Source organism: Pedobacter frigidisoli (assembly GCF_032678525.1).
GTDB lineage: Bacteria > Bacteroidota > Bacteroidia > Sphingobacteriales > Sphingobacteriaceae > Pedobacter > Pedobacter frigidisoli_A.
The window spans coordinates 21789-47898 of record NZ_JAVTSE010000003.1 but is presented as its reverse complement, the minus strand read 5'-3'; the positions used below and the strand labels follow the sequence as shown (position 1 = coordinate 47898).

24 protein-coding genes are annotated in these 26110 nt (G+C 40.5%); 11 read left to right on the top strand and 13 right to left on the bottom strand.

Annotated elements, in window-relative coordinates:
• Positions 1-59 precede the first annotated feature (59 nt).
• From R2Q80_RS09290 to R2Q80_RS09255, 8 genes are all read right to left on the bottom strand, one after another.
• Entirely contained in the window at positions 60-476 is a 417-nt protein-coding gene (locus tag R2Q80_RS09290; RefSeq protein ID WP_316799332.1) for a VOC family protein, read from the bottom strand.
• A gap of 93 nt (positions 477-569) precedes the next feature.
• Positions 570-920, bottom strand: a complete 351-nt coding sequence (locus R2Q80_RS09285) for an MmcQ/YjbR family DNA-binding protein (protein WP_316799331.1) — start codon at positions 918-920, stop codon at positions 570-572.
• A 94-nt stretch (positions 921-1014) separates the two neighbouring features.
• The gene (locus R2Q80_RS09280) at positions 1015-2388 is read right to left on the bottom strand and encodes an exonuclease domain-containing protein (RefSeq protein WP_316799330.1); all 1374 of its coding nucleotides are present in this window, start codon (positions 2386-2388) and stop codon (positions 1015-1017) included.
• A 139-nt stretch (positions 2389-2527) separates the two neighbouring features.
• Positions 2528-3157, bottom strand: a complete 630-nt coding sequence (locus tag R2Q80_RS09275; protein WP_316799329.1) for a hypothetical protein — start codon at positions 3155-3157, stop codon at positions 2528-2530.
• A gap of 5 nt (positions 3158-3162) precedes the next feature.
• Entirely contained in the window at positions 3163-3519 is a 357-nt protein-coding gene (locus R2Q80_RS09270) for a two-component system response regulator (RefSeq protein ID WP_316799328.1), read from the bottom strand.
• A gap of 101 nt (positions 3520-3620) precedes the next feature.
• Positions 3621-4370 (bottom strand): LytR/AlgR family response regulator transcription factor, encoded by a 750-nt coding sequence (locus R2Q80_RS09265; protein WP_316799327.1) that lies wholly within the window; start codon positions 4368-4370, stop codon positions 3621-3623.
• 134 nt (positions 4371-4504) lie between these two features.
• Positions 4505-5551 (bottom strand): sensor histidine kinase, encoded by a 1047-nt coding sequence (locus R2Q80_RS09260; RefSeq protein WP_316799326.1) that lies wholly within the window; start codon positions 5549-5551, stop codon positions 4505-4507.
• Between the two features lie 151 nt (positions 5552-5702).
• Positions 5703-6443 carry a LytTR family DNA-binding domain-containing protein gene (locus R2Q80_RS09255; protein ID WP_316799325.1) on the bottom strand — a complete coding sequence of 247 codons (741 nt, stop codon included), beginning with the start codon at positions 6441-6443 and terminating at the stop codon, positions 5703-5705.
• A 224-nt stretch (positions 6444-6667) separates the two neighbouring features.
• On the opposite strand from R2Q80_RS09255, the gene R2Q80_RS09250 reads away from it, so the two are divergent.
• The 7 genes from R2Q80_RS09250 to R2Q80_RS09220 all read left to right on the top strand — a co-directional run bounded on the left by R2Q80_RS09250 (position 6668) and on the right by R2Q80_RS09220 (position 11984).
• Positions 6668-6946 carry a hypothetical protein gene (locus R2Q80_RS09250; RefSeq protein ID WP_316799324.1) on the top strand — a complete coding sequence of 93 codons (279 nt, stop codon included), beginning with the start codon at positions 6668-6670 and terminating at the stop codon, positions 6944-6946.
• A 211-nt stretch (positions 6947-7157) separates the two neighbouring features.
• Positions 7158-7679, top strand: a complete 522-nt coding sequence (gene idi, locus R2Q80_RS09245) for an isopentenyl-diphosphate Delta-isomerase (RefSeq protein WP_316799323.1) — start codon at positions 7158-7160, stop codon at positions 7677-7679.
• Positions 7680-8044: 365 nt separating this feature from the next.
• Positions 8045-8233, top strand: a complete 189-nt coding sequence (locus R2Q80_RS09240; RefSeq protein WP_316799322.1) for a hypothetical protein — start codon at positions 8045-8047, stop codon at positions 8231-8233.
• A gap of 111 nt (positions 8234-8344) precedes the next feature.
• Positions 8345-9136, top strand: coding sequence for a HipA family kinase (locus tag R2Q80_RS09235; RefSeq protein WP_316799321.1), 792 nt, complete (start codon positions 8345-8347; stop codon positions 9134-9136).
• Positions 9114-9497 (top strand): DUF3037 domain-containing protein, encoded by a 384-nt coding sequence (locus R2Q80_RS09230; RefSeq protein ID WP_316799320.1) that lies wholly within the window; start codon positions 9114-9116, stop codon positions 9495-9497. Before R2Q80_RS09235 ends, R2Q80_RS09230 begins: the two co-directional genes overlap by 23 nt.
• Before the next feature lie 48 nt (positions 9498-9545).
• On the top strand, positions 9546-11459 hold the full coding sequence (locus R2Q80_RS09225) for an AAA domain-containing protein (RefSeq protein ID WP_316799319.1): 1914 nt from the start codon (positions 9546-9548) through the stop codon (positions 11457-11459).
• 147 nt (positions 11460-11606) lie between these two features.
• Positions 11607-11984 (top strand): response regulator transcription factor, encoded by a 378-nt coding sequence (locus R2Q80_RS09220; RefSeq protein WP_316799318.1) that lies wholly within the window; start codon positions 11607-11609, stop codon positions 11982-11984.
• Here the strand turns inward: R2Q80_RS09220 and topB are convergent.
• Positions 11977-13830 carry a DNA topoisomerase III gene (gene topB, locus R2Q80_RS09215; protein ID WP_316799317.1) on the bottom strand — a complete coding sequence of 618 codons (1854 nt, stop codon included), beginning with the start codon at positions 13828-13830 and terminating at the stop codon, positions 11977-11979. The genes R2Q80_RS09220 and topB overlap by 8 nt on opposite strands.
• A gap of 164 nt (positions 13831-13994) precedes the next feature.
• Between topB and R2Q80_RS09210 the strand changes: the two genes are divergently transcribed.
• Positions 13995-14438 (top strand): hypothetical protein, encoded by a 444-nt coding sequence (locus tag R2Q80_RS09210; protein WP_316799316.1) that lies wholly within the window; start codon positions 13995-13997, stop codon positions 14436-14438.
• Here R2Q80_RS09210 and R2Q80_RS09205 read toward each other — a convergent pair.
• On the bottom strand, positions 14435-15220 hold the full coding sequence (locus tag R2Q80_RS09205) for a murein L,D-transpeptidase catalytic domain family protein (RefSeq protein ID WP_316799315.1): 786 nt from the start codon (positions 15218-15220) through the stop codon (positions 14435-14437). The genes R2Q80_RS09210 and R2Q80_RS09205 overlap by 4 nt on opposite strands.
• Before the next feature lie 505 nt (positions 15221-15725).
• Between R2Q80_RS09205 and R2Q80_RS09200 the strand changes: the two genes are divergently transcribed.
• Complete coding sequence (locus R2Q80_RS09200; RefSeq protein ID WP_316799314.1) at positions 15726-15848, top strand: hypothetical protein; 123 nt, start codon at positions 15726-15728, stop codon at positions 15846-15848.
• Here the strand turns inward: R2Q80_RS09200 and R2Q80_RS09195 are convergent.
• Positions 15835-17739 carry a DUF3857 domain-containing transglutaminase family protein gene (locus R2Q80_RS09195; protein ID WP_316799313.1) on the bottom strand — a complete coding sequence of 635 codons (1905 nt, stop codon included), beginning with the start codon at positions 17737-17739 and terminating at the stop codon, positions 15835-15837. The genes R2Q80_RS09200 and R2Q80_RS09195 overlap by 14 nt on opposite strands.
• Positions 17736-19712, bottom strand: a complete 1977-nt coding sequence (locus tag R2Q80_RS09190; protein ID WP_316799312.1) for a transglutaminase domain-containing protein — start codon at positions 19710-19712, stop codon at positions 17736-17738. Before R2Q80_RS09190 ends, R2Q80_RS09195 begins: the two co-directional genes overlap by 4 nt.
• Before the next feature lie 185 nt (positions 19713-19897).
• Between R2Q80_RS09190 and R2Q80_RS09185 the strand changes: the two genes are divergently transcribed.
• Positions 19898-20851, top strand: coding sequence for an exonuclease domain-containing protein (locus R2Q80_RS09185; protein WP_316799824.1), 954 nt, complete (start codon positions 19898-19900; stop codon positions 20849-20851).
• 44 nt (positions 20852-20895) lie between these two features.
• On the top strand, positions 20896-22755 hold the full coding sequence (locus R2Q80_RS09180) for a M1 family metallopeptidase (RefSeq protein ID WP_316799311.1): 1860 nt from the start codon (positions 20896-20898) through the stop codon (positions 22753-22755).
• Between the two features lie 76 nt (positions 22756-22831).
• Here R2Q80_RS09180 and R2Q80_RS09175 read toward each other — a convergent pair whose 3' ends face one another.
• Positions 22832-26059 (bottom strand): amidohydrolase family protein, encoded by a 3228-nt coding sequence (locus tag R2Q80_RS09175; protein ID WP_316799310.1) that lies wholly within the window; start codon positions 26057-26059, stop codon positions 22832-22834.
• Positions 26060-26110: the final 51 nt, after the last annotated feature.

Sequence of the window (26110 nt, the reverse complement as noted above, 5' to 3'; positions counted from 1 at the left end):
TTTGCAACACCTTCCAATGCAGAAGTGGGAAGTGTTGCCAATATACCATTCAACAATCGTTATCCTAAAGGCATTTTGCTCACGTCCATATAAAGTATACTCCACCGTTGCCCGTCCAGGTCAATAAATCCACAGCCGTACATCCATCCGTCCTTATAACCTGGCTCACCATATATTGTGCCGCCGGCCGCTACGATTTTGTCTGCCAGTTCATCTACCTCTTCCGGGCTCTCCGCATCAATTGAAAACAGCACTTCATTGCCCAGGCGCTTATCAGAGACCTCAACACCTGCAAAGCCTTCAAAAAGCGATTTTTCAAAAAGCATCAGCACAAAATTGGAGTCTCCAATTAGAAAGCTTGCAGAATCTTCTCTAACCCCATATTGCGTATTCAGCGTAAAACCCAAAGCACTAAAAAAGCGCTTAGATGCATTTATATCTTTTACAGGAAGATTAATCCAGATTGATTTTGTCATAACGTAATATATTTTAAACCAGGTAAATATAGTGATCTACTGACAAGATCTGCCGGTAAGAAACGAAAATTATAGTGGCATTTAAGATAAGTACTACTTTTTAGCACGCGTTTTCTTATATTTCGCTGCCAATTCTTCTGGTGCAACTGAGCAATAGGATAAGGTTAATGCCTTCTCAATGGTTTCAGCCTCAATAAAGTTAAGTTCAAAAATCGTCCAGCCTTGCTTACCCCATCCAGCTTGTGCCGGGTAAATTGCTGATGGATCTAAATCAGAAAATTTCTGCTGTTCTTTAGGCGATAATCTGAAAACTGCTTTCATATTAACATTATCGATAGTGATGAAAATCTTCTCATCTACTTTAAATGAATTTTTATTAACATTAGGTGTCTCAACAACATCCTCGAATGATAAAGCAAGTTCTCTGAAAGAATCTGGGGTCATATGATTTATTTTTTTATTATGGTTATCTGATAGGCCAGCTACCAAAAATTTGAGGTACAAACTTACATCATTTTTGAATGAGGACAGATATTATTTACAATTTATAAAGCTTTTGGGGATGTTGTTCAGCATGATTTAAAATCAGATTCAAAATGTAACTGTTAGAATGGTAAACGGTCAGGTCGTTTTTAATAGGAGATAAGCCCTCGTTTAAGTAGCTTTTATCAGTAAAATAGCCCATACCATAAAATTTACCTTGCTCTACTAATAAACAGCTCCATTCATCAGAATTCCGGCCTTCATCTACAAGTGCGAAGCTGGGCTGCTCCTTTTCAATTTCTATGAGCGCTTTATTTAATCTGTTATTGTACACCGCTACTGTTTCAATACCACTACAGGCCCCAAAACACTGTCCGTTCTCGTGTGCCATACATTTCGTAGCCGTTTTCTGCAAATAGCAAAGTCTGGCGCAAAGCTGGTATTTCTCAACAAGATGATTGAGGTAATTGTAGCCTTCAAGCAAATTGTTAAAGCTCTGCAAAGCTTTAATATTCTTTTTATGCTTGTCTATTGCAAGTCTTAAATATCCATTCTGATCTTCAAACGCATATAAGTCATATTTATGTTCATAACGTTTCATCGACCTATTGTTTTCAGGCCATAATCTCCTGATTTCATTTGCTTCTAATATCAATGCCATTAATTCAGTACCACAGATAACATAGTCTACACTGAAGATTGTTCTTAAAAAATCCTGCCGCTGCCTGTTCGGTTTATTACCTGCAAAGTGACTTAATACACGTTTTTTCAGATCTTTTGCCTTACCTACATACACAATCTTCCCCTTATTGTCTTTGAAATAGTAAACTCCTGGTTGGCTTGGCAACCGGGTTACCGAAGCTTTGTCGAGGTGTGGAGGCAATACCTGTTCCTTGGATGTTTTTTTAAGCATCTCGGAGATCATCCCTTCCTGATCGTGATCCAGCAACAGCTTGAACAAAATACTGGTAGCATCCGCATCTCCGGCTGCACGGTGACGGTTCTGGATGGGAATTTGTAAGGCCGAACAAAGTTTACCTAAACTATAAGACGATTTGCCAGGGATGAGCTTCCTGCTAAGCCGTACTGTACATAGCTTCCGGCAGTTGAGTTCGTACCCTGCAGCCGCCAAATGATGTTTCAGAAATGAATAGTCGAAATTAACATTATGCGCAACAAAGACTTTATCGTGGAGCAACTGATAAATCTGCAGGGCAACATCCTCAAATAAAGGCGCATTCACCAACATTTCATCATCAATCCCGGTTAATGCAGTGATGTGCATCGGCACAGGACGCTTTGGATTGACTAATGTGCTGTACGACTCAACAATTTCACTGCCATCGTGAATGTTAATGGCAACTTCGGTAATTCCGTTTGCCGACGCATGGCCCCCCGTGGTTTCTATATCTACAACTGCGTATAACATGATCTGAGATGAAGCACAAATTTATACTAAAATAATTAGTATATGAAATATTTTATCCGGTAATTTTTAGTTTTGTTTAGCCATAAAAAAAGCGACCAACATCATAACGTGGTCGCTTTCAAAAATGGTATAAGTAAAACTAACGTTTTCTCAACAGTTTACTCAAATTTGGTTTAATCCCAATTGTAACGGGAACAGTATTAAATGTTCTGTCTTGAATTTTACTAAATCCGTACATATAACTCACCTCGGCAAACAAATTTGCACCACCAATATTGTACTCAATTCCTCCGCCGCCTTCGGCAATGCCCAGCGCATTTGATTGGTTGCTCATCGTAACCTGCAGTGTTGATGCATTAACAGCAGCCTGAGGAGTAAGGATAAAACCACCGCCAGCCCCTGCAAAACCATAAAAAGCCCATTTATTTACAATTTTACGGTATCCCAACGCCACGTTAAGCAAATATGTGGTGGCCCTGCTATCTTGTAGCGTATAGGTGTAGCCGGCATCAGGTACAATCTGATTGTAGCTGAAGGCATGCAGACTTACTTTAGGATACAGGAACAGGCCCCCGTCACCCAGACCAAGATTCACTCCCAATGTAGTGGAAAATTTAGGCTTAAAATAGTCTGAGGTTTGCCCCATAGGGAAGGCAAACCCTATTCCGCTCATCGAATATAGCTTATCAGGCCGGCTGGTTTGTCCAAAAGTTCGCAGCGTAGCTACCGATAATAGCAGCAGACATGGCACAAGGATTTTTAATTTCATATTTTTTAGGTTAATGTTTTAACTTCCTGAAGTAACCTTGCAACCTCAAATGGCTTTTCTAAATAGGCATCAGGATGATACTGCTGCGAGTGAATATAAGTTTCATCATATCTGGCCGAAGCCAGAATAACAGGGATATTCTCTGTATCCGGATTAGACTTTATTTCCTTGAACACAATCCGACCATCCATTCCATTTAACATAATGTCCAGAATAATCAAATCAGGTTTAAAATTTTTGATGTTTTTAAAAATATATCTTGGTGAAAGAAGAGGTAAAACCTGGTATCGTTCACTTTCCAACGCCATCTGAAAAACCTCCAGTATATCGGGGTCATCATCCACAACTAAAACTCTTTTCAAAACGAATAATAAACTAGTAAAATTAGACTAAGCTAATACAATACTCAGCTCATAATGTTTTGTGTAAATCGAAAAAAATCAGGGTACAGCCGGAAGAACTGTTATTCTCCGGAATCAGGATTAATGTTTACGTGATCTTTAAGGAAACGATTAAACATTAATTCATAAGAAGGCGCAATTGTGTAGAATAGCTCACCTGAAAGCAAAACCCGGTTACCCAGCACACTTTTGATGTGTTGCTTTGAAACCATTACTGATGCATTGATCTGAATAAAAGCCGGGTGCTGCTTCAGAATTTGTATGGTTTTAATAAAATTCGATTTTGCACTGGTAAAGCTGTCGTGTGTAGTCTTAAACCGCACCTCATCACCAGATTCTTCTACAGATATTAGTTCATTCAAATCAATCCTGATCAAATCACTGCCATCGCCATGTAGTGGCATATAGAAAAAATGATCTTCGAAAATGGAAAAGGCGGCATCTTCTTTTTTTCCGGTGGGGTAAAGATTATTAATTGTCCTTGCAAAATGCACCATCGAATAGGGTTTTAACAGATAGGCATCGGCATCTACCTTAAATGCATCTATCGCGTAACGGGTGTGGGCAGTGGTAAAAATTAAGTGTTTCGTCTTTGTTCTAAGCAGAGCTGCAAGGTCAATCCCTGAAAGCGATGGCATCTCCACATCCATAAAAATAATGTCTACCGGGTTTGCATCAGAAATTTCAGCCAATGCTTCAAGCGGTTCAGTAAAGCTTTGAACCAGTTCAAGACCGGGCAGTTTATTCATATATGCCATTAAACTCTCCAGAGAATGAGGATCGTCATCAATAGCAATGCAACTTATTGACATTTTCTAGTTTTAGATGATGCAAATTACAATTCTACCTAGTAAAAAAGAAAAAAAAGAGCCTTATACTCCTTTTGTGTTTAAATAATCCTATAAAATACTGATTATCAATTACGAATTGACAGACAATTCAATGATTAAATTTCACAGATGATGTTTGGATTGGAAATAGATAGCCGGACGGTGAAAAAATGTTCCATTTCAGTACTAAAATTTAATTCATGCCTGTCCTGATACGCGAAATTAAGTCGTTTTCTAACATTTTCCAATCCAGACCTCAGGCTTTTCTGCTCATTATTGTTCTTTTTTAGATTGATGGTTTCAATAAGCAATATTCCATCCTGGTAAGCTATACTGATTTGCGCCGGGTTATCTAATTGAGACAAGTCGCCATGTTTAAAAATATTTTCAACCAGTGTAATCAGCACCAGGGGAATGATCAATACATCTTCAATCTCATTTTCGTAAAACAGATGTATCTGAAGACTATGACCCTTGCGGAGTTGATGCAGGTTAATTAAATTTTCTACCTGATTGATCTCCTCCTTTAATGATACAAGATCCTTGTTGTGATTGCTATCCACCGAATAGCGCATCATTTCGGAAAGTGATAATATTGTCTCTGCTGCCACGGGTGATGAATCTCTGGCACTATGGTAAATAAAATCTAAAGTATTAAACAACAAATGAGGCTGAATCTGTGCCTTCAAAAATGCGTTCTCAGATTTTGCAATCTGAATTTCATTGTGCAAACGCTGAGATTCCAGGTCGGCAGTTTTCCGTCTTTCCCTTAAATAATTCATCAGAAAATAATAACCTGATGAAAAAATAATGAAATAAATGCAGCGGTAGAGGGGGCCGATTAAATGATGCAGACTCAGTATTTTAAACTTGGGACCATCATAACCAACATAATTGATAATGACATAGTCCAGGCACATACTCACCAGGAAATATCCTGTTAGTTCTGACAATAGCAAAAGCGGTAGTACCCATAACGACCTTTTGCTTTTCAAACCAAAGGTTAATACTACGTGTGCATGAAAGTAGAAAAGGTAAATATTGAGCGCATAGTAAAGTACATAGGATGGTACCTTCGCAAATCTCCCTGAAATTAATCCGGCAATCACCACTTCATAAAATATGAAGATGATCCAAACTACAAAATGAAATTTTTTTTTCACTATCCATTGGAGGATAGCATTTTGTTTGAATTGTTCTAAATGGTTAGTACTCATCTTTTCGGAACGGCCAAGTAATGTGGTATCAGCAAAATAAAAAAATAAAGATATTATAACACCATGTTTGCTAACTAATGATGTAACGTTTTTTCTCCTAAGTTCTGTTGGTTTTAATCGTCTTTTGTTTAATATAATCCAAAATATGATCTTTATAATGCTTACCTAAGCTAATAGATAGACCATTGATAAGTTTTAAATTATTTCCTTCAACCTTTTCAATAAAATTTTTAGCGATGATAAACGAACGGTGTGCCTGTGCAAAATTTGAATAACCTTCTAAAATTGCCTTTATTTCGGATAGGGAAATATAGGAAACGATAATTTCATTTCGCGTGAAAATTCTTACATAATTTTGCAGACTCTCTACAGCAACAATTTCTGCATATCGTACTTTAAACAGATTATTGTTATCGCTCTTATTCCGAACGAAGAAATAATCGTCTTTCGGTTCTGTGCCCAATGGCTGCATGCCCGATGGCGGTGGAAAAAGTCTGTTCATAGTTTCTGCAAAACGGGCAAAAGTGTAGGGTTTTAATAAATACCCATCAGCATTAAGCTCGAAAGCATCATAAGCATATTTTGAATGAGAAGTAGTGAAGATAAGTTTATCAGTTTTATGTCTGATCATTTTGGACAGCTCAATCCCTGTAATCATTGGCATGTCCACATCCATAAACACGATGTCCACACCTGATCCATTACTAATTTCATTTAACGCCAATAACGGATCAGAATAAGATTGAATGAGCGAGAGATTGGACAGCGCCTGAATGTATGCGGATATGCCTTTAATGGCGTAAATATCATCATCAATTACGATGCAGCTTAATTTCATAGAGACAGATTAGACGTTGCCAAATTACTAATAGATGATGTAATACCGGCCATTTTTCCATAAAATGTGAATCTTTTACAATAAAATGAACAGACCGAGACTTTTAAATCTGAAACAATGAACAGAATAAAATTAATTTAATCCATTGTATTACAATATATTGCATTGAAAAGCGTAAATTAGATCTACGCTTTCTCATTTATATTTAACCTAAACAAGTCCCAATGAAAAACAAAATCAGAACCACCAACAGGCTGAATGTCTCACTAACTAATCAGGTCATTGAATTGCAAGAGCAAGGTTACGACTGCGATTTCCTTTTGCTTGCAAATGGTAATCTCCATTGTATGCAAACCAATTACAATTATCCCTTAAGTACCGTTTCTATCAAACGAATCGAGAACGCCTACGATTTTTTTAGTCACTCATACAAAAACCTCCATACTATTGAAACAGGAAACGGAGAAAAAGGGGTTTTATTATCTGAAACGGCCTTTTTATAAGCCCCCTTCACATCACTCATTTCCAATAACATCCGGAAACTTCCAGGTTACCGGGTGTTAAAAAGATTCAAAACAATTTGTTTTTCAAACCATGATGTTTATTTTTAAACCATAATAACCTGTTTAAATTCTGGTCCAGTAGCTTTCAACGGCCTGATGTTTGACCAGATACTCAGATGATCATAAATCACCGGAAAGCAAAACAATGAATATGGAAGAACAGGTAATACTGGTTGACCCAAATGACGTGGCAGTGGGGAAGATGGAAAAACTCGAAGCGCATCAAAAGGGTGTTTTACACCGTGCATTCTCTGTTTTTATCTTCAATTCAAAAAACGAAATCCTTTTACAGCAACGTGCAAAAACGAAATATCACTCTGCGGGTTTATGGACTAATACCTGCTGTAGCCATCCACGCCCCGGTGAAGCCAACCTCGAAGGTGCAAACAGGCGTCTGGCGGAGGAGATGGGTATGCACGCTGATTTAAGTTATGTATTTAATTTTACTTATAAGGCCACTTTCGGCGATGGCTTAATCGAGCATGAACTCGATCATGTATTCTTTGGCTATTCCAACGAATTACCAATTATCAACACCGGTGAAGTAGAAAGCTTTAGGTACCTAAGCCTTGAGGAATTGACCCTCGATATCAGGAAAAATCCAACTATATATACGGAGTGGTTAAAAATATGCCTGGATGAAGTGATTGAATATCTGGCACTCCGCAAATAAAAAACGGGCATACAGCCTAAGCCATATACCCGTATCTAAATTAACGCTCTCGGGTACAAATATAGAGCTCCTACCGAAAATTCAAAATTGTTTAACACTTCTTTTACGTTCAAATTACTATTATTGTCTCAATTTGAAGCAAAGCAATAAATAATTGACTTATAATCAGTTAATTGAAAATAATATAGAATTATTCTGAATTGCATTTTTTTTCTGGTCGTTCAGATTATAGTGTGTATATCTTCAGCGAAACAGCATGGCTGCTAGCCGGGTATTCGTTTAACGTGCCCAATTATTAAAAAGATCCCGGGCATATAAACATTTTTAAAACCTGCCTGTTAATAAGGTACTTAATTATTATAAATATGGAAAGATCAGAAATTCTGGATCTACTGGAAGTAATTAACCAGCAGGTCAACTCGCCGATTCTGGGCGGTATGGAAGAGGATTATGAAGAACTTGAAAGCATGGGCCTGGTTAAAATTAACCGTGAGTCTGTACAGTGGGCTGCCGTAATGACGCCTGCGGGAAATGCGTATCTGGGGCATGATTAACAATTTAGTCTTTTGCCCAAATCAGGAAAGGTTTATCGGTATAATCTTATAAATTTGCAGCAGATACATCGCACATCCACAATTTTGTAAGATGTGCTTCTGATCCTGTTTATGAATAATTTCCAACTTAGAACTGTAAACGTTACCCGTTACGTTACACCATTGCGCGAAGGCGGGTCAATGCCGGCCATCGCAGAGGCAGATGACGGCTTCCTGTATGTGTTGAAATTCCGTGGTGCTGGTCAGGGACCCAGAGCACTCATTGCCGAACTAATAGGCGGAGAGATTGCCAGATTATTGAGTCTTCGCGTTCCCGAGCTTGTTTTTGCAAATTTAGATGAGGCTTTTGGCCGTACGGAACCTGATGAAGAGATTCAGGATCTGCTCAAAGCAAGTGTAGGTTTAAATCTGGCATTACATTACCTGTCCGGTGCGATTACTTTCGATCCGACGGTAACTACTGTGGATGCTAAACTGGCTTCGCAAATTGTTTGGCTCGATTGTTTCCTCACCAACATGGATCGTACCTGCCGCAATACCAATATGCTGTTGTGGCATAAAGAGCTATGGTTAATTGATCATGGTGCAGCACTATATTTCCATCACTCATGGCAGAATTGGGAAGAGCAGGCAATAAGGCCTTTCTTTTTGGTTAAGGACCATGTACTCTTACCGTGGGCTTCTGAACTCTCTACCGTAGATGAAGAGTTCCGTGCCATTCTAAACGCCCAAAAAATTCAGCAGATTATTGATCTTATCCCAGATAACTGGCTGGAAGGAGATACCAATTTCGAAACCAAAGAAGCCCATCGTAATGCTTACACGTATTTTCTAAAAACACGTTTAGCAAACTCTGACATCTTTTTAAAAGAAGCACAGCATGCAAGAGAAATTCTTATTTGAGTATGCCGTAATCCGCGTAATGCCCAGGGTTGAGCGTGAAGAGTTTCTAAATGTCGGCATTATACTATTCTGTGCAAAGAAGAAGTTTCTGAAAAGTGTGTTCTTTTTGAATGAGACTAAAATATCAGCCTTCTCCCCCGAAACTGACTTCAATGAGCTAACCGCAAATCTGAGTGCTTTCCAGCGAATTAGTTGTGGTGCCGAAGGGTCTGGTTCCATTGGCGAATACGATCAGCCATCCAGGTTCAGGTGGCTTACAGCAACAAGAAGTACGGTAGTACAGTGCTCAAAGGTACACCCGGGCTTTTGTATTGATCCTGAAGAAACCATGTTGAGGCTACATCAGGAACTCGTACTATAATTTTCCAACATCCAACATGCATTTATTTGCATCATTAAAACATACCCATTGCCCAAAGAATACTTCAAGAAGCTTCAGGAGCTGCTCAACACAGAACGCGAAGAAGACCTGCAATCTTATGCAAAACTTACGGAAAACACTTCTGCCGCAGACAGGAGAGCGTTAGGCCTTTCCTGGTATCCAATCGCCATTCGAAATACAGAAATCGGTCGTGGTGACTACCTCACCATTGAATTAGAACGCCCAAGCCATCAGGAATTCGCTCATCAGTTTAGATTCGGATCGGCTGTTGTGCTTTTTTCAAATCATAATGCCCGGGAAGACAGGATAGAGGGAATCATTTCAAATCTGGTAGGTAATAAAATGAAAATCAGTCTGCGCATAGATGAGTTGCCCGACTGGACCAGAGATGGTAAACTCGGTGTTGATCTCTTGTTCGATAACAACAGCTACGATGAAATGCAGAATGCACTCAAACAGGCTGTCACCAGTGCTGAAGAGGGCACGAACAGTAAACTTATCAAAATCCTGACCACAGGAGAAAAGCCTTCATTTCAAGGTGAGGAAAAGTTTATGCTCCCCAACAAACTGAATGCTTCCCAGCAATTGGCTGTAAATAGAATCGTCTCTGCCGATCACCTGGCCATCATTCACGGGCCGCCAGGCACCGGGAAGACCACCACACTGGTGCATGCGATAAAATCGCTGATTAAGCACAGCGATCAGAAAATTCTCGTCGTAGCACCCAGCAACACCGCTGTCGATTTACTTACAGAAAAATTATCTGTTGAAGGGCTGAATGTAATTAGGATTGGCAATCCTGCCCGGGTGTCTGAAAGACTTTTAGCTGCGACATTAGAACATAAAATGGCTGATCATGCAGATATAAAAACCATCAAAGCGCTTAAAAAACAAGCCAGCGAATACAAAAATATGGCTCATAAATACAAACGCAGCTTTGGCAGGGCAGAGCGCGAGCAACGTAAGGCCTTATTTGATGAAGCGCACAAGATTGGCAGGGAAGTAGAGAAAACCGAACAATATATTATGGATAGCCTGCTTTCCAAAGCCCAGATTGTTACAGCCACTTTAGTGGGCGCAAACCATTATACCATCCGCCATCTGAAATACCATACCGTTATTATTGATGAGGCAGGGCAGGCGCTCGAACCTGCATGCTGGATCCCCATTTTAAAAGCACAAAAGGTAGTGCTGGCAGGCGATCACTTTCAGTTAGCACCTACCATAAAATCAGATGAAGCTGGTAAAAACGGATTATATCATACCTTACTGGAAAAATCTGTAAGTCTGCATCCGGAAGCAGTGGTGTTGCTTAATGAACAGTATCGTATGCACCAAAACATTATGGCCTACTCATCCGAAGTATTCTATGACAACAAGCTAAGCGCACACAAAAGCGTAGCCGGTCATTTAATTTTTGCCGAAGATGAGGCAGTATCTTTCATCGATACCGCTGGTTGCAGCTTCGATGAGCGACTGGATGGAACAAGTACCACAAACCCCGATGAAGCAGCATTCTTAGTGAAACATTTAACTGCGCTGGTTAACGATTTGAGCTTCAGACAACGTATTAACAGTTTACCACCTATCGCTATTGTATCACCATACAAGCAACAGGTTCAAATATTAAAAGCACTCGTGAATGACAGCGATATACTTGCGGCGCATCAGGATAAAATATCAGTAAACACCATTGATAGCTTTCAGGGACAGGAACGTGACATCGTGTACATCAGTCTCACCAGAAGTAACAAAGATGGACATATCGGTTTCCTTTCAGACACCAGAAGGATGAATGTGGCGATGACCAGGGCCAGGAAGAAACTTGTTGTAATTGGCGATAGTGCAACTTTATCCAAAGCTAAATTCTATGCCGGCTTTATCCGCTACACTGAACAGCTCAATTCCTATCATAGCGCCTGGGAGTTTATGGATATTTGACCTTTCTTTTTATAAAGTTGATAAAATTATTAAATTTGAGAAAAATCATCCGAATTCTGAATTTTCCCGCTTTAAACTATTGGCTTACACCAGTATTTTCGCTCCTCGATTTTCTCAATTTAAATGATTCAAACCCTGGTCATTTAAATGAACGCACAATTAAAAGTTTTAGTAGCGGATGATAACGAGTTAATGCAAACGGTAATGAAAACCCTTTTCGACCGGCTGCTTCACCTCCCGGAAATTGTTGTTTGCGCCAATCTCAAAGATACTTTTACCCTGCTGAAACAGCGGCCATTTGACTTTCTGTTACTTGATATCAATATGCCTGGCGGAGACAGCGATCCTCAATCGGTCCGCGAAATGTTGGCTATCCAGCCTCAACTAAAGATTTGCATGTTTACAGGGAATGATAAAGGCCTTCTTTCTCATTTATACACAGAAGCAGGAGCCATAGGCTTTATTCAAAAAGATCATAAAATTCCGGCAGCATTGGAAGAAGTTTTAAAATCGGCATTTAACTAATTTTTTCTTCCTTCTTGTCTTCAAGCTTTACTGAAATGGTGGCGCCGGCAATTAATAATTCATGCGTGATGGTTTTCGTGTATTCGGTAATTTCCGATTTAAAATCTTTTACCGAAGAACCCGAACGAATCTCTTCGAGTCTTTTTTCCCATTGGCCGGTAAGTTCTGCCTGTGCAATCTGTTTATCTTTAACCACCTCGTATACCGCTAGCCCTTTAATGGTGGGTACCAGATTTCGCTTCTCGCGCGTAATGTATTCCCTGGTAATTAAAGTTTCAATAATAGAAGCCCGTGTGGCCGGGGTACCCAAACCACTGTCTTTCATGGCATACCGCAGCTCTTCATCCTCAATTTCTTTGCCACATGTTTCCAGTGCCTTTAGTAGCGAGGCTTCGTTGTACATGGCTTTTGGCTTGGTTTGCTTTTCCAGAAAAGACTTCTCTGTGATGGGCAATTGCTCGCCAACAGACACCTTGGGTAGGGCCGCATTGTCTTCATCCTTTTTGTCTTCTTCGGTTTCATTAAATACTGATCGCCATCCTGCTGAGCGGATCACCGTTCCGTTCGCGATAAATGTAAGTCCCGACTGGACAGTAATTTTAGTGATTTCTTTCAAACACTCCTGATGGAATGCCTCCACCATTCTGCCCACAACCATATCATAAATGGCTTGTTTATCGCTGCTTAAGCCATAAGCTTCTTCTCCGGTTGGCAGAATGGCATGGTGATCGGTTACTTTTTTTGCATTTACACTTCTTTTATTTAACGCAATAGTTTGTAAAAACTGAGCCTGTTTACCGAAATCAGGGTGGTTGGTAAACTTTGAAATTAAATCAGGAACACCTGCAAAAATATCGTCGCCAATATATCGCGAACCGGTACGGGGATAGGAGACCAGTTTACTCTCATATAAATTTTGCAGGAGACTTAAAGTCTGGTCGGCAGTAAAGCCTTTCTTTTTATTTGCCTCTTGCTGCAGGCTACTCAAATCATGTAAAAGTGGTGGTGGTTCTTTCCTCGGCTTGGCTTCAACTGCTGATATATTTCCCCCGTTTGGAAAACCCGATGGAACATCCTCCACCAGCGCAAATAATTTCTCAGCCTCTTCCTTGTTTTTGTAATTGGAAGTGGAAACTGCTTTAAAAACCTGTTCATCCTTCACCAGCAATATGCTGATCTGATAATAAATCTGCGGAACAAAATGCTTTATTTCAAGAGAACGGGCACAAATCATCGCAAGGGTAGGCGTTTGAACCCTTCCCAGTGACAGTACTGTTCTGTTGCCGGCAGAGATGCTTAGCGCCTGGGTAGCATTCATACCAACAAGCCAGTCAGATTCGGAACGGCAATGTGCCGAATTAAACAGCGTATCGTAATCTGTACCCGGTTTCAGGTTTCTGAATCCATCCTTTATGGCCTCATCTGTTTGCGATGAAATCCACAAACGCTTAAATGGCTTTTTACATTTCAGGTAATAGTAAATATACCGGAAAATCAATTCACCCTCGCGCCCCGCATCCGTTGCTACAATGATTTCACTGGCTTCATCAAAAAGCTTCTTAATCGTATCCAGCTGTTTCCGCACAGCAGGATCTTCAACAAAGCCATCTTTTGTTTTAATCTTTCGTACAGCGAGTTTGAATTTTGCAGGAAGCATTGGTAAATGCTGTTTGCGCCAACCGATAAAGCCATAATCCTGAGGGGGTGCAAGCTGCAACAAATGCCCAAAAGCCCAGGTAAAGGAATACCCCTTACCTTCAATATATCCATCTTTTCTGGTGGTCGCGCCGAAAACTTTTGCAAGCTCACGTCCAACAGAGGGCTTTTCTGCAATAACAATCTTCATCAAACGGGTTTAATTTTCCAACCTCAAAGATGTAAAAATATTCGTTTTTAAAACCAGAATTTTACTCACATCGTAACGCGTTGGATCATAAACATTTCATGAATTCTTTTGTTAAACAGCAACATTGAGGTAACAAAAAACAAGATACAGCATCTTATTATGGAATGGAAAAGGAACTCAGATTGTACGATAGTATTATTAAAATCAAATTTGATGAAGGGATCATCAGGGTTTACAGCAATGCACAGCTCTGGCAGTATGTGAATGGAAAAGCGAAAGAACGCCTGACACAGCTGGCTGAGGCAATAAAGAATGAGTATGCCGCCTTGTTCAGTAAGCCACTCCAGATCAGCACAAAATCCTTAATCCTGGAAATTCTCGTACATGTTTATTGTGATTACCTGGGGCTCGCCTTTAACAGATACGTCCGAATCACCGGAATACAAAAACTTGTAAAAAAATTACTGCTGCGTGCAGAAGTTGTAGATTGTGGTGAAACAGCGAAAGATGGCAACAGGTGGGTATGGGATTTGCTGACTCCTTTTAACGGAGCATTCTTTGCCATCTTACCTGACAACTTAAATGCCACCAACCTCAAAAAGTATTAATCCGTCTTTGCTGCCAGCAATTCATCCTGATGAAGCGCTACACTTGCAGCCAGCGTTTCATTTAAAAATGCCGAATGATAGGCTTGTTCGGAATTATTAATAAATAAAACAGTGCGGTCGGAAATGGCATTGATGACCTGATTTGCAAGTTTAACCGGCACAGCGGGGCAACCCTGACTGCGGCCTAATCTCCCAAGCTGATTAATAGTTTCCTGACACACGTAATCAGCACCGTGTACAACGATTGCCCGTTCCCTTGCATTATTATTGAAGCCCTGATCCATGCCATCCAGTTTCAATGAACGGCCATGTTTACCGTAATAGATCTCACCAGTAAGAAAAAAGCCTATACTGCTTTGATTAGAATTAGGAATATTTGAAAAATAAGATGGTTTATCTCCGCCACTATTCTGACCATGGGCAACCCAGGTATTAAGAACTAATTTTTGTTGTTCGAGGTCGATAATGTATAACCGCTTTTTACAACTTTCCTGGTCAAAATCGGCAATGGTTAAAATTGATCTGGAATGTAGCAGACCGGAATATTTCATATTGTAAAAGCCGGTAATGGCCTTCTCGAAAACTTCCTCTTTAAGTCCGGCAGAATCCAGGCGAACTGCATGGTACAAAGTGTCAATGTATCGGCTGTATAAACTATCAGCTGCAATTTTTTTTATGGTTTCCTGTTGTGTTTGTTGTCCCTCAACCTTTTTCCAACTTACTCCGACAATGCCTATACTCACTAATAAAAACATAGCAATGCCCACGCTTTCTCTCTTCATTCAGATATGTTTGTTTGATACTGAACTAATTATACGAACATTTTTTGCATTTGTTGTCCCTGATTCTCTGTAGTTCTGGAAATACAATAAGTTTTGCTCAAATCTGAACTCGTTTAACCGTTTTTATAGCTTTTAAGAATACGATTTACAGGAACCCGGCATCATACCGGGATGGAAAACCGAACTTTTAATTGGGCAACAGGAATCAACAATTTCTCGAGAATGCCCTGACTGAACGGTATAGCTACGTCACAGCTAATTCGGGGTTCAGTCGGACTTTGGTCGGGCTTGTGACAATTGTACCCGACCCAACACTGACCAAACTTCGAATTAGAGGCGACGTAAACATCAATCGAACAGATCGTGTACATTCTCCTAATAAAGGCATAACAACCATCTAAAAGGAAGGGGTAAGGCGTCTTGAATGATAAAAGATCATGTCGGAATTGAAGCACCCAAAGACTACCATCAAAATTTTACGTATTTTTACCAAAAATTAAATCAAATGCCTGATCGTAAGCACGAATATTCATTCTGGACAAAGTATAAGAGATTTGCCACTACCGAGATCCTGATGTATCTGATTATGATTATCGGGATTGGCCTTGGAATACTTATTTTAAGCTAAGTGCCAGCTTTAAATAATCTGCAGCGTTTACATCACTCATAAACTTAGAGAATTCAGCATACTTTTCCGCAGGGAAGGTTCCATCGTTAAATACAATTTTCCGGTAAAATGTAAGTTGATTACCCGCTATGCTCGCTTTTGAAATATAGCTTCCAAACACACTATCGAGCACACGCTGATTTGTTGTAATGAGACTGGTATCTACATTTTCAGGGAGGGTGTAAACGATAGTGTCTTCATCAGTATAACCACGGTTAAGGTAAACCGGAAGCGTTCTGTTTTTGATTTCGGGTATAGATCTTAAAGTATTGAAAACGTTCGGTTGTAAAAACATTTTTTTACCATTAACCGGAACATAATTGGGAATGATAATATCAACATCCTCTGTAAGCGTAGGCGCAATATCCTTCAGCTGACTAAAAGAAACCGACTTGAAGTCGATATTATCTACGTTATAGGAGGCCTTCAGCATTTTATGTTGCTCGGCTGGAGATTTACCAATCATGGATTCATGGTTGTCGTACTGCGCACCGGAGAAAACAGTTTTCATATTTCCGGTAACATGGCCATCAGCAGAAATAACCAGACTTGCATTTCTGATCTGTCTGTTCTCCTGTGTGGTCAGCTTAGGTGTACGCAATAGTTTACCACCTTCCGCTGTGCATGCCAGTACCAGCCTGTCGTCAGTAAAATCACTTAAAAACCCAAAAGGAATTTTCTGACTGGTGCATTCCAGCCAGGTAGTATCGCCTTTTAAAGGCAAACATAAAATGATGTGATTACCCTGAACCATGCTGGCAAAACCTGGGTCTACACTTTTCTTTTCCGCACCTGCTTCAACAACACAGTAGTAAGAATCAATATCCGCAGCTTTCAGTAAACTCTGGGTATAATTGACAAGGGCTTTGCAATCCCCATAGCCCAAACGATCAACTTCGCTCGCCGAAACAGGCTGAAAACCACCTATGCCAATTTGCACGCTAATGTAGCGTGTTCTGTTTTGCAAGTACTGATATATTTTTTTTGCTTTCTCTTTATCCGTCTTTTCACCTTTTACAAGCTCTTTAATGGCCTGAATAGTATGAAGAGGAAGTGCTGTACGGTCTTTAAGCAAATCATCATAAACCCACTTGCCAAGATCCTGCCAATTGGTATAACTGCCCTTATGGTTATAATAGGTAAACTGCTCAGGTGCAATTTTAATGCTGGTGTAATAGCTTTCCGGATCAGGGCTGTAAGGTTCGGTTTTAACAGCTAGTATATTATTTACTTTCCAAACCATCTTCTTTTGTTTTTCATCCGTTGATACTTCAGGAATGCCGGTGTAGTTGGAGGTTTTTATCCTGACCTGATCTGATGGTTTTGAAATGAAAGTATAAGTACTCTTCTCCACCGAAACATCGCTTGCCGGTTTAGGTTGCCAATCAGGTATAATTAAATTTTGTTTGTTTCTGATTTCGTAACTGTAAACCACCGTATACGGGAATTGGCTTACGTTGGGCAGATAATGTTTTACCCTGCTGTCCACAAACAACGAAAATCCATCTGCAGCACTCACATCCGAGAAATCGTTTTGTGTAAACTTGCTCACCGGCTTACCTACAGCATTGTATACTTCTCCCTTAATACCCTTTATTGAGGTGTTTTTATCGTAATAAAGTACCAGTTCTGCGGCACGCTCGCCATTTTCATTAAACACGGTAACTGCCTTCTTTACCGAAAGCATCACGTTATCCGGTGAGCGCATGTCGATGGTGGTCTCTTCATTTCTGATACAAGAGTTAGCCCTGTTGCGGAGCAGCGAGGGAATCAAATCGATATCATAATTATCCTGCCCGAAACAGGTCACAACAAATGAAACTGATAAAACAAGCGTAAATAAATATTTCATTTTTTAACCTTTTTCAATAAAATTTCTGACTTCTGATTTTGTATAATCTTGCTGTAAAACTCTTTTAAAGCAAAATAATCATCTGGCTGATAGATGGCATTGTTGAACTGTAAAATCTGACTCATTGACAACGTATTTCCATCGAAATCACATTGAACCAGATATTTCCCGCCAGCATTAGGTAAGGCCATGGCCATATTTTTTGGCTTCTCCAACATCTCATACTGATCAGCAAGAGAAACATTAATAATTACCCTTTCATCTGAAGCAGCGCCCACATCAACAGGGTAGGTGCGCTCATTTAAATTGAACGGATTTTTGGATATGGAATTAATAAAAAAAGGACTGAAATAAAACTGATCTTTTAGACCATCGTTAATGGTGAATTCTACCTGATAGGTTTCTGTTAATGCATTTTCAACACTGTCCAGTCCGGTTATCTGATGGTCTGATATTCTGATTCTTGTCAACCGGTCATCAAGCTTCTCTACATATTCATCAGGAGAACTGTATTTTAGTATGTCTCTGCGTTTGTTGTAGGCAGCATAACCCAAAGAGTGAGTAACCAATGTACCTACAATTTTTCCTTCCTGTGTTAATTTACCTGTTAAGATATAATTGGTAGAGGTTTTCTGGCTAGCCTTCAAATCTAACCAATACGATGGCTTCTTAATATTAATCACCCGGCCCTGATCGTTTATGCAGCGCAAGGGTAGCAAACCGAAAGGCATCAATGGTTCAGTAGCATCCAGCAGATAACTGGTTTCACCGATGTTCACCTTAGCCACAATATAATTGAAATCTGAAAGTACTGGATAAAGCTTATTTACGGTGCCGTTGTCACGCGTCGACAAAATAACAGCCTCGGCATCCAGGTTCGCTGCCGAAAGTGCAGCGATCAGGCTCAGGTTAACATCAGCAACATTCCCCGATCGGGAATCAAGTGCCTTTTTGATATTATCTTCTGTGTATTTACCGTAGTAATTGTTCCACTTAATCTGCTTTTTGATGTAATTGTAAATGGCTTTGGCTTTCGCCAGATCATCCGGGGCATCTTTAATAATGGCTGGCATAAGGTCTTTGAAAACGTCTTTCCGCTTCATCTGGCCTCCCAGGCTTTTATCAGACACCAGTTCGTAGTCAACATCTTTCCAGGTTTTAGTATAAGAAGTTTTTCCGCCCGACAAGCTCTGGGCTTCAGCAAGCTCAAAGTAGATGGCAGACTTGAAATTACTGGGGGCAGTCATGTTATCTTCTTCTATAAATGCAGGAATATCTTTCATCACATAGCTAATTTTCGAACAATCAATGGCTACACCTGACAACCTCAAACATTCTTTGCTGAGCTCAACTTTTTGATCGGTTAATTTTTGATAACCCCTTAGCGAAACATTATAGGTATAAATGCCGGGTATGTAAACGAGGTATTCACTGATAACCTTTGGAATATCAGCCTGAAACTGCCAGGTTTTAAAATTAAAAAGGTTTGGAGATCGCAGGCGATAACTGTATTCGATTACTGAACCCTCTTTCAGGTTAGGAAGGGTAAACTTCGTCAACCGCGTGTATTTGGACCGGTTCTCTGTAAACACAGCTTTTTTATCCATTAACGTTTCCACGAATCTGCCGCCATCTAAGTTAAAGGTTGAGGCTTTCAGTTCACTGATCGTTTCTTCCCGGGTATCATCCTTATACATCGGAATGATGATATTTGCTTCTTTAAAGCCTTCCTTATTGTAAATTTTAATTTTAACGTGATGAACGAAAACGAGCTCAAGATGGCCGGTACTTTCATCGAGCTGAATTGATGCGGTGCCGAATTCTTTTAATACAACAGCATTGGCATTGCTGTCCAGCATTTTTTTGTCAAACTCATAATCTGCATAGGTGATGGCGCCAAAAGTGAATTCCTGTGCACGTATGGACATACTCGTTGCGAGCAATACAATCAGGATCAGAAATATTTTATTCATTAGAGCGAAATTAAATTGAGCCAATTTAAGGCTAGTCGGCAACAATCAGAAATAATTTGTCAATTAATTTAAATAAATTATTCCTTTCATCTTACAGAACTAATGAAACCTTTTTAGCACTTTTGATAAAAATGAAAACCGGCATTTCTACGCTTGATTATGCCAAAAATAAAGATCTTTACAGAATGAAATTAAATTTAAAACGCCCTTTAGCTTTTTTTGATTTAGAGGCTACAGGTATAAATGTTGGTGCAGACAGAATTGTAGAAATAGCGATCCTGAAAGCTTTGCCAGATGGATCAGAAGAAGTAAAAACCTGGAGGGTGAACCCTGAAATGCCCATTCCGTTGCAAACTTCACTCATTCATGGCATTTATGATGAGGATATTGCAAATGAGCCTACATTTAAAACGCTGGCTGCAGAAATTGCTGCGTTTATTGGCAAAAGTGATTTGGCAGGTTACAATTCAAATAAATTCGATATCCCGATGCTGTTGGAAGAATTCTTAAGGGCCGACATCGATTTTGATATGAGCGAAAGGAAGTTTGTAGATGTGCAAAATATTTTTCATCAAATGGAACAACGCACATTAAAGGCTGCTTATAAGTTTTATTGTCATGGAGACCTGGTAAATGCACATGCCGCTGAAGCCGACGTAATTGCAACATACAAAGTGTTGTTAGGCCAGCTGGAAATGTATAAGGAAAAAGAGTTTGAGAACAAGCAAGGCGAAAAAAGTATTCCTGTAGTAAATGATGTAGATGCGCTCCATGCCTTTACCAATTTGCACCGTCCGGTGGATTTTGCAGGACGTATGGTGTATAACGATAATGGTGAAGTTTGTTTCAACTTCGGTAAGCATAAAGGCAAAACAACCGAACAGGTATTTTCTGTTGAACCGAGCTATTATGCCTGGATGAAACAGGGAGATTTTCCTTTGTATACCAAAAAGAAACTGGATGAAGAATGGGCAAAGTTCAATGCAAAAAAGAACGAAAATAAACCGGCGCGCCCTCAAAATCAAAATGCCACTCCGAAAGCACCTTATCAGCAAAAACCGAAACCTGTTGCAGAGAAACCTGCGCAGCCAGTTAATAATGATATGCTGGAACAATTGAAAATGAAGTTCGGAAAATAGCAAAACGGTTTAATACCGTTCACTTCATACCTTATTATCGAAAAATGAAATCGATCAACATCCTTTGTGCCTTCATGCTTTCTGCAGCATTTGTAAAAGCACAAACTGTATTACCAACAGAACCGGTATTTGAAAAAACCTACCAGGCCGGAACAAGAAGCACCACTGGCAAGCCTGGCAAAAAGTACTGGCAAAATAAATCCAGATACGATTTAAAAGTAGATTTCAACCCCGTTAGCAGACTGTTGTCTGGTAGGGTTGAAGTAGTTTATACCAACAACAGTCCGGATACACTTAATGAAATCTGGTTTAAACTTTATCCTAACCTTTATAAAAAGGGAACACCCAGAAAATCTAAAATTTCAGAGTCAGACCAGGGTAATGGGGTAACCATATCCCAGCTGTCGGCCAATGGAAAAAACATTGCTGACTTTAAGGTCGACGGAACAAACATGACGGTTGCCGTTCCGGCGGTTTTACCAGGCAAAACCATTTCATTCTCCATCAGCTATAGCTACACGCTGAATAAAGGTTCACATCTGCGTACAGGCCAGGTAGATGAAGGATCGCATTTCGTGGCTTATTTCTTTCCGCGAATTGCCGTGTACGACGATGTTGATGGCTGGAACAAGTTTCCTTATACAGGTGCCGAAGAGTTTTATAATGATTTCGATCAGTTTGATGCTGAGGTTAAAGTTCCCGGTGGTTATGCCGTTTGGGCTACCGGCGACCTGAAAAACACTGCTGAAGTATTTCAAAAGCAAATTGTTGCCCGTATCGCTTCTGCCGAAAAAAATGATCCTGTAGTGGATATTATTACGCCTGATGATTTATCGGCCAAAGGGGTAACCCAGCCAAATGCCTTTAATACTTTTAAGTTTGAAGCCAGCAATGTAACCGATTTCGTGTTTGCCGTCAGCGATCATTATTTATGGAAATCGAGCAGCCTAATGGTTGATCCGAAAACCAAAAGAAGGACGCGTGTGGATGCCGTTTTCAACCCTAAACACAAAGACTATTATGAGGTAGTTGATTTTGCCCGTAAAACCGTCGATGCCATGAGCTATAAGTTTCCAAAGTGGCCTTACCCTTATAATCATGAAACCGTTTTCGATGGTCTGGATCAAATGGAATATCCAATGATGGTTAACGATAATCCGGTTGACAATAGGGAGGATGCAATTACCCTCACAGACCATGAAATCTTTCATACCATGTTCCCTTTTTACATGGGGATTAACGAAACCAAATACGGATGGATGGATGAAGGGTGGGCCACCATAGGCGAGTGGTTAATTTCTCCAATGATCGATTCTACATTGGTTGATGAATATGGCATCCAACCCACTGCGTCTTCATCCGGAGGTAAAGATGATTCACCTATTATGACTTTAACTCCTGATTTGAAAGGGTCAGGTTCGTTTACCAATTCATACCCGAAGCCAGGACTGGCCTATTTATACATCAAAGATTACCTGGGCGAAGATTTATTTACGAAAGCCCTTCATACCTACATCAAGAACTGGAACGGTAAACACCCAATGCCTTACGATTTTTTTTACAGCATGAATGAGGGAAGTGGTAAAAATCTGAACTGGTTCTGGAAACCATGGTTTTTTGAAGGTGGAATCTTAGATCTGGCAGTTAAAGCGGTTGATAAAACAACTGATGGATATGCCATCACCATTGAAAACAAAGGCATGAAAGCATTACCAGTTGATTTGACCCTGACCTATGCAGATGGATCTTCGGAAAAAATGCACAGCACCATTGGTATATGGGAACAAGGCAACAAAACAGCAGTAGTGAAGTTAAAAACCAGCAAAAAACTATCAAAGGTGGTAATGGGTGATGTCCATACCCCTGATAAAAACAAAGGCGATAATTCCTTTTCAGTAAATTAGTTTCTTAAAGACAGAAAAGCCGGAGCATTACAGGTTAAAAAAATCTGTAACACTCCGGCTTCATCATTTAAGGGAATTAATCGCAGTGTGGCACGGTAAACGTCCAGGTTTCTGATGCACCGGTAGGTACGATGTAACCATTTCCTTTAGCGTTCTCAAACCACAACCTTCCACGTAGCTTTTCCCGGGTACCAATTTCATTTAAGGTAGCACTATCGTACAAGCGGCCGTTAATCATTACAGATTTGATCTTTTCTGAATTGCGGATATCGTCTAAAGGGTTGGCGTCCATAATCACCAGGTCAGCGAGCTTACCAACTTCTAAAGATCCTATTTCTTTGTCCATCCCCAGATAATGTGCACCATTTAGCGTAGCATTTCTGATGGCTTGAAGGGGAGAAAACCCACCCTGAACAAACATCCACAATTCCCAGTGTGCCCCAAGCCCCTGAATCTGACCATGAGCCCCAAGATTGACCTTTGTGCCGCCATCGGCGATTTGTTTTGTTGCCTTGGCAATGTCGATATGATTATAATCACTGTATTCTGAAGTCGTTCTCCTTCTTGCCCTCGAATCAATGATCGAACGTGGAGTGAAGGTCATCAGCTTTTCGTTTTCCCACACATTCGTTCTATCGTACCAATAGTTTTCGCCCCATTGGCCGCCGTAAGCCACAATTAATGTTGGGGTATAGCCAACAGCGGTGCTGTTCCAAAGGCTGGTTACATCTTTGTAAACCGGCAATACCGGAATGCTGTGCTCAATGCCCGTATGTCCGTCGACAATCATATTCATGTTATGGAAAAATGTTGATCCGCCCTCCGGAACCACTTCCATTTTAAGTTGCCTCGCAGCTTCCAGGATTTGCTGGCGTTGCTCACGGCGTGGCTGGTTATAAGATTTCACCGAAAAAGCCCCAACGGCCTGCAGGCGCTTTAGGTTGGCCAATGCATCGTTTAAACTGTTAATTACAACTTTGAAATCGCCATCCGCACCATATAAAATGGAACCGGTTGAATACACGCGCGGACCAATCATACGCCCTGCTTTAAGCATTTCACTCTGACTAAATACCATCTCTGTATTGCTTGACGGATCGTGAGAAGTGGTCACACCAAAAGCAAGGTTAGCCATGTAACTCCAGTCGCTTTGAGGTGAAATACCATCCGGACTGGTGCGCAGGTGCGCATGTACATCTACAATGCCCGGCATGATGGTTTTGCCGTTTACATCAATCACTTTTGCATTGGCAGGAATATTTACAGACTCCGTTTTCCCAATGGCAGTAATTTTATTACCGTCGGTTAAAATAGTCCCGTTTTCGATCACTTCATCGCCTTTCATTGAAATAATACGCGCACCTTTCAGTGCAACAATGCCAGTTGGCACATCGCATTTTAGCGTGAGCTTAACATCAATTGAACTGGCTGCCGTTTTTGGCGTACTGCCATCGAAATTAAAAGCGCTGTTTACATCAATCGTAAAATACTTAGGGCCTAAAGTCCAGTGCAGGTTTTTACTATCGGCACTCCATTGCATATAGGTACCGCCATCGGTAGTTACTTTGGTAACTGGTATCGACTTATTGCCTGCAGAAGCATCTTGCGCGGTACCAATGTTAATCATCGGGGTAACGTATACGTTAAACAGCTCGTTAAAAGCCAGCCATTTGTTATCAGGGCTCACCACAAACTGATTGGCATATTGGGAAGTAAAATGTGTTCTTTCATTAGCTCCATTTAAGTCAATACTTTTTAGTGCCTTTTTACCATCAGCATAACTTTGAAAATAAATGCGTGTATCAGTATTATTAAAGGAAGGTTTTATTCCATTGTCCGAAACAAGGGTTTTAGCGCCTCCATTCGCCGACATGGTAAAAATACCTGTTCCGCGACCATAATTGTAACCCAATACATCATTGCCACTGCCTTTTCTGAACACAATTTTATCTCCTTTTGTAGAATACTGTGGAGAATAATAAAACCCCTTTTCATCGCTTAGTGTAATGGTTTTACCTGATTTAATATCCGAACGTTTAATGGCGCCGCGAAGTTCATCACTCCATGTGGTATAAATGATATATTTTCCATCCGGACTAAATGCGGGTTCGAACTCAAAATCAATTCCGTTTGTCAGCCGTTCCGGAGTTCCGTTCGGCAGTTCCTGCTTATACAAGTACCCTGCGGCATTGAACGCAATCAGTTTACCATCCGGAGAAGTGGTCAGTTGCCTCAGCATTTTTGAGGTAAAGTCTGCATTAAAAACCTGTTGTTCGAAATGCAAAGCTTGCTGAACGGTTTGAATGGTATTGGCCTGAAAGGGAATGGTTGAATTAATCAGCGTGAAGATTTCTGTTTTCCTGATTTTACCTTTTGCATAAAACACAATGCTTTTGCTATCGGGTGTCCATGCAAAATTTGGATATACACCGAATATCGCCCAGGTTTCCTGCTGATCGTGTGAAAGATCTTCGTTTACCGGCCACTCTTCACCGGTTTTTAAATTTTGTACATAGAGTGTTGACTTTAAACGCACGCGCTTAACGAAAGCAATCAGGTTACCATCAGGTGAAACCTGCGGACGGCATGCACCCCCTTGTTCATTAATCAGGGTGGTAAGTTTACCCGAGGTTAAATCCAGCTGGCGAATGGCATAAATGGTTCCGTTAGGATCCTTGCTATACTCAAAATTCGGACCCGGACTCACATCTTCGCTGAAATAAACATACTTCCCGTCCGGAGATACATTTGGCTCTCCGGCGTCCTGCTGATCATTTTTACGTTTGGTTAACTGAACACCTTCACCGCCGTTAATGCTATACATCCACATTTCACCAGCACCTAACGAACGGCCTGCGGTGAAGTGTTTACGGGCAATGATGTATTCACTGTTCGGCATCCACGTTGCATTGTTTAGCAACCTGAAGGTTTCTTTGGTAATCTGCTTTTTGTCTCCCCCGTCACGATTCATGATCCAGATATTGTCGCCCCCGCTTTTGTCACTGGTGTAGGAAATATATTTCCCGTTCGGGCTAAAGCGTGGTTGTACGTCCCAGGCTATGCCTCCGCTGATCAAACTGGCAACTCCGCCGGTAACCGGCATCTTATAGATATCACCCAGCAAATCGAATACGATTTCCTGTCCATCAGGACTCACGTCGAGATTCATCCAGGTCCCTTCATCAGTATTTAATGTAAAGTTTTTGGTGGTTCCCTGGAATTTCTCAACGTCCCATTTTTTTTCCTGTGCGTTTGAAGTAAAGTAGAAAAGAGAGAGCGCAGATAGCAGGTAGAGTGATTTCATTTAAAATATAGATTATATAGGAACGCAATTTAGCAATATCACCAGCTTTTT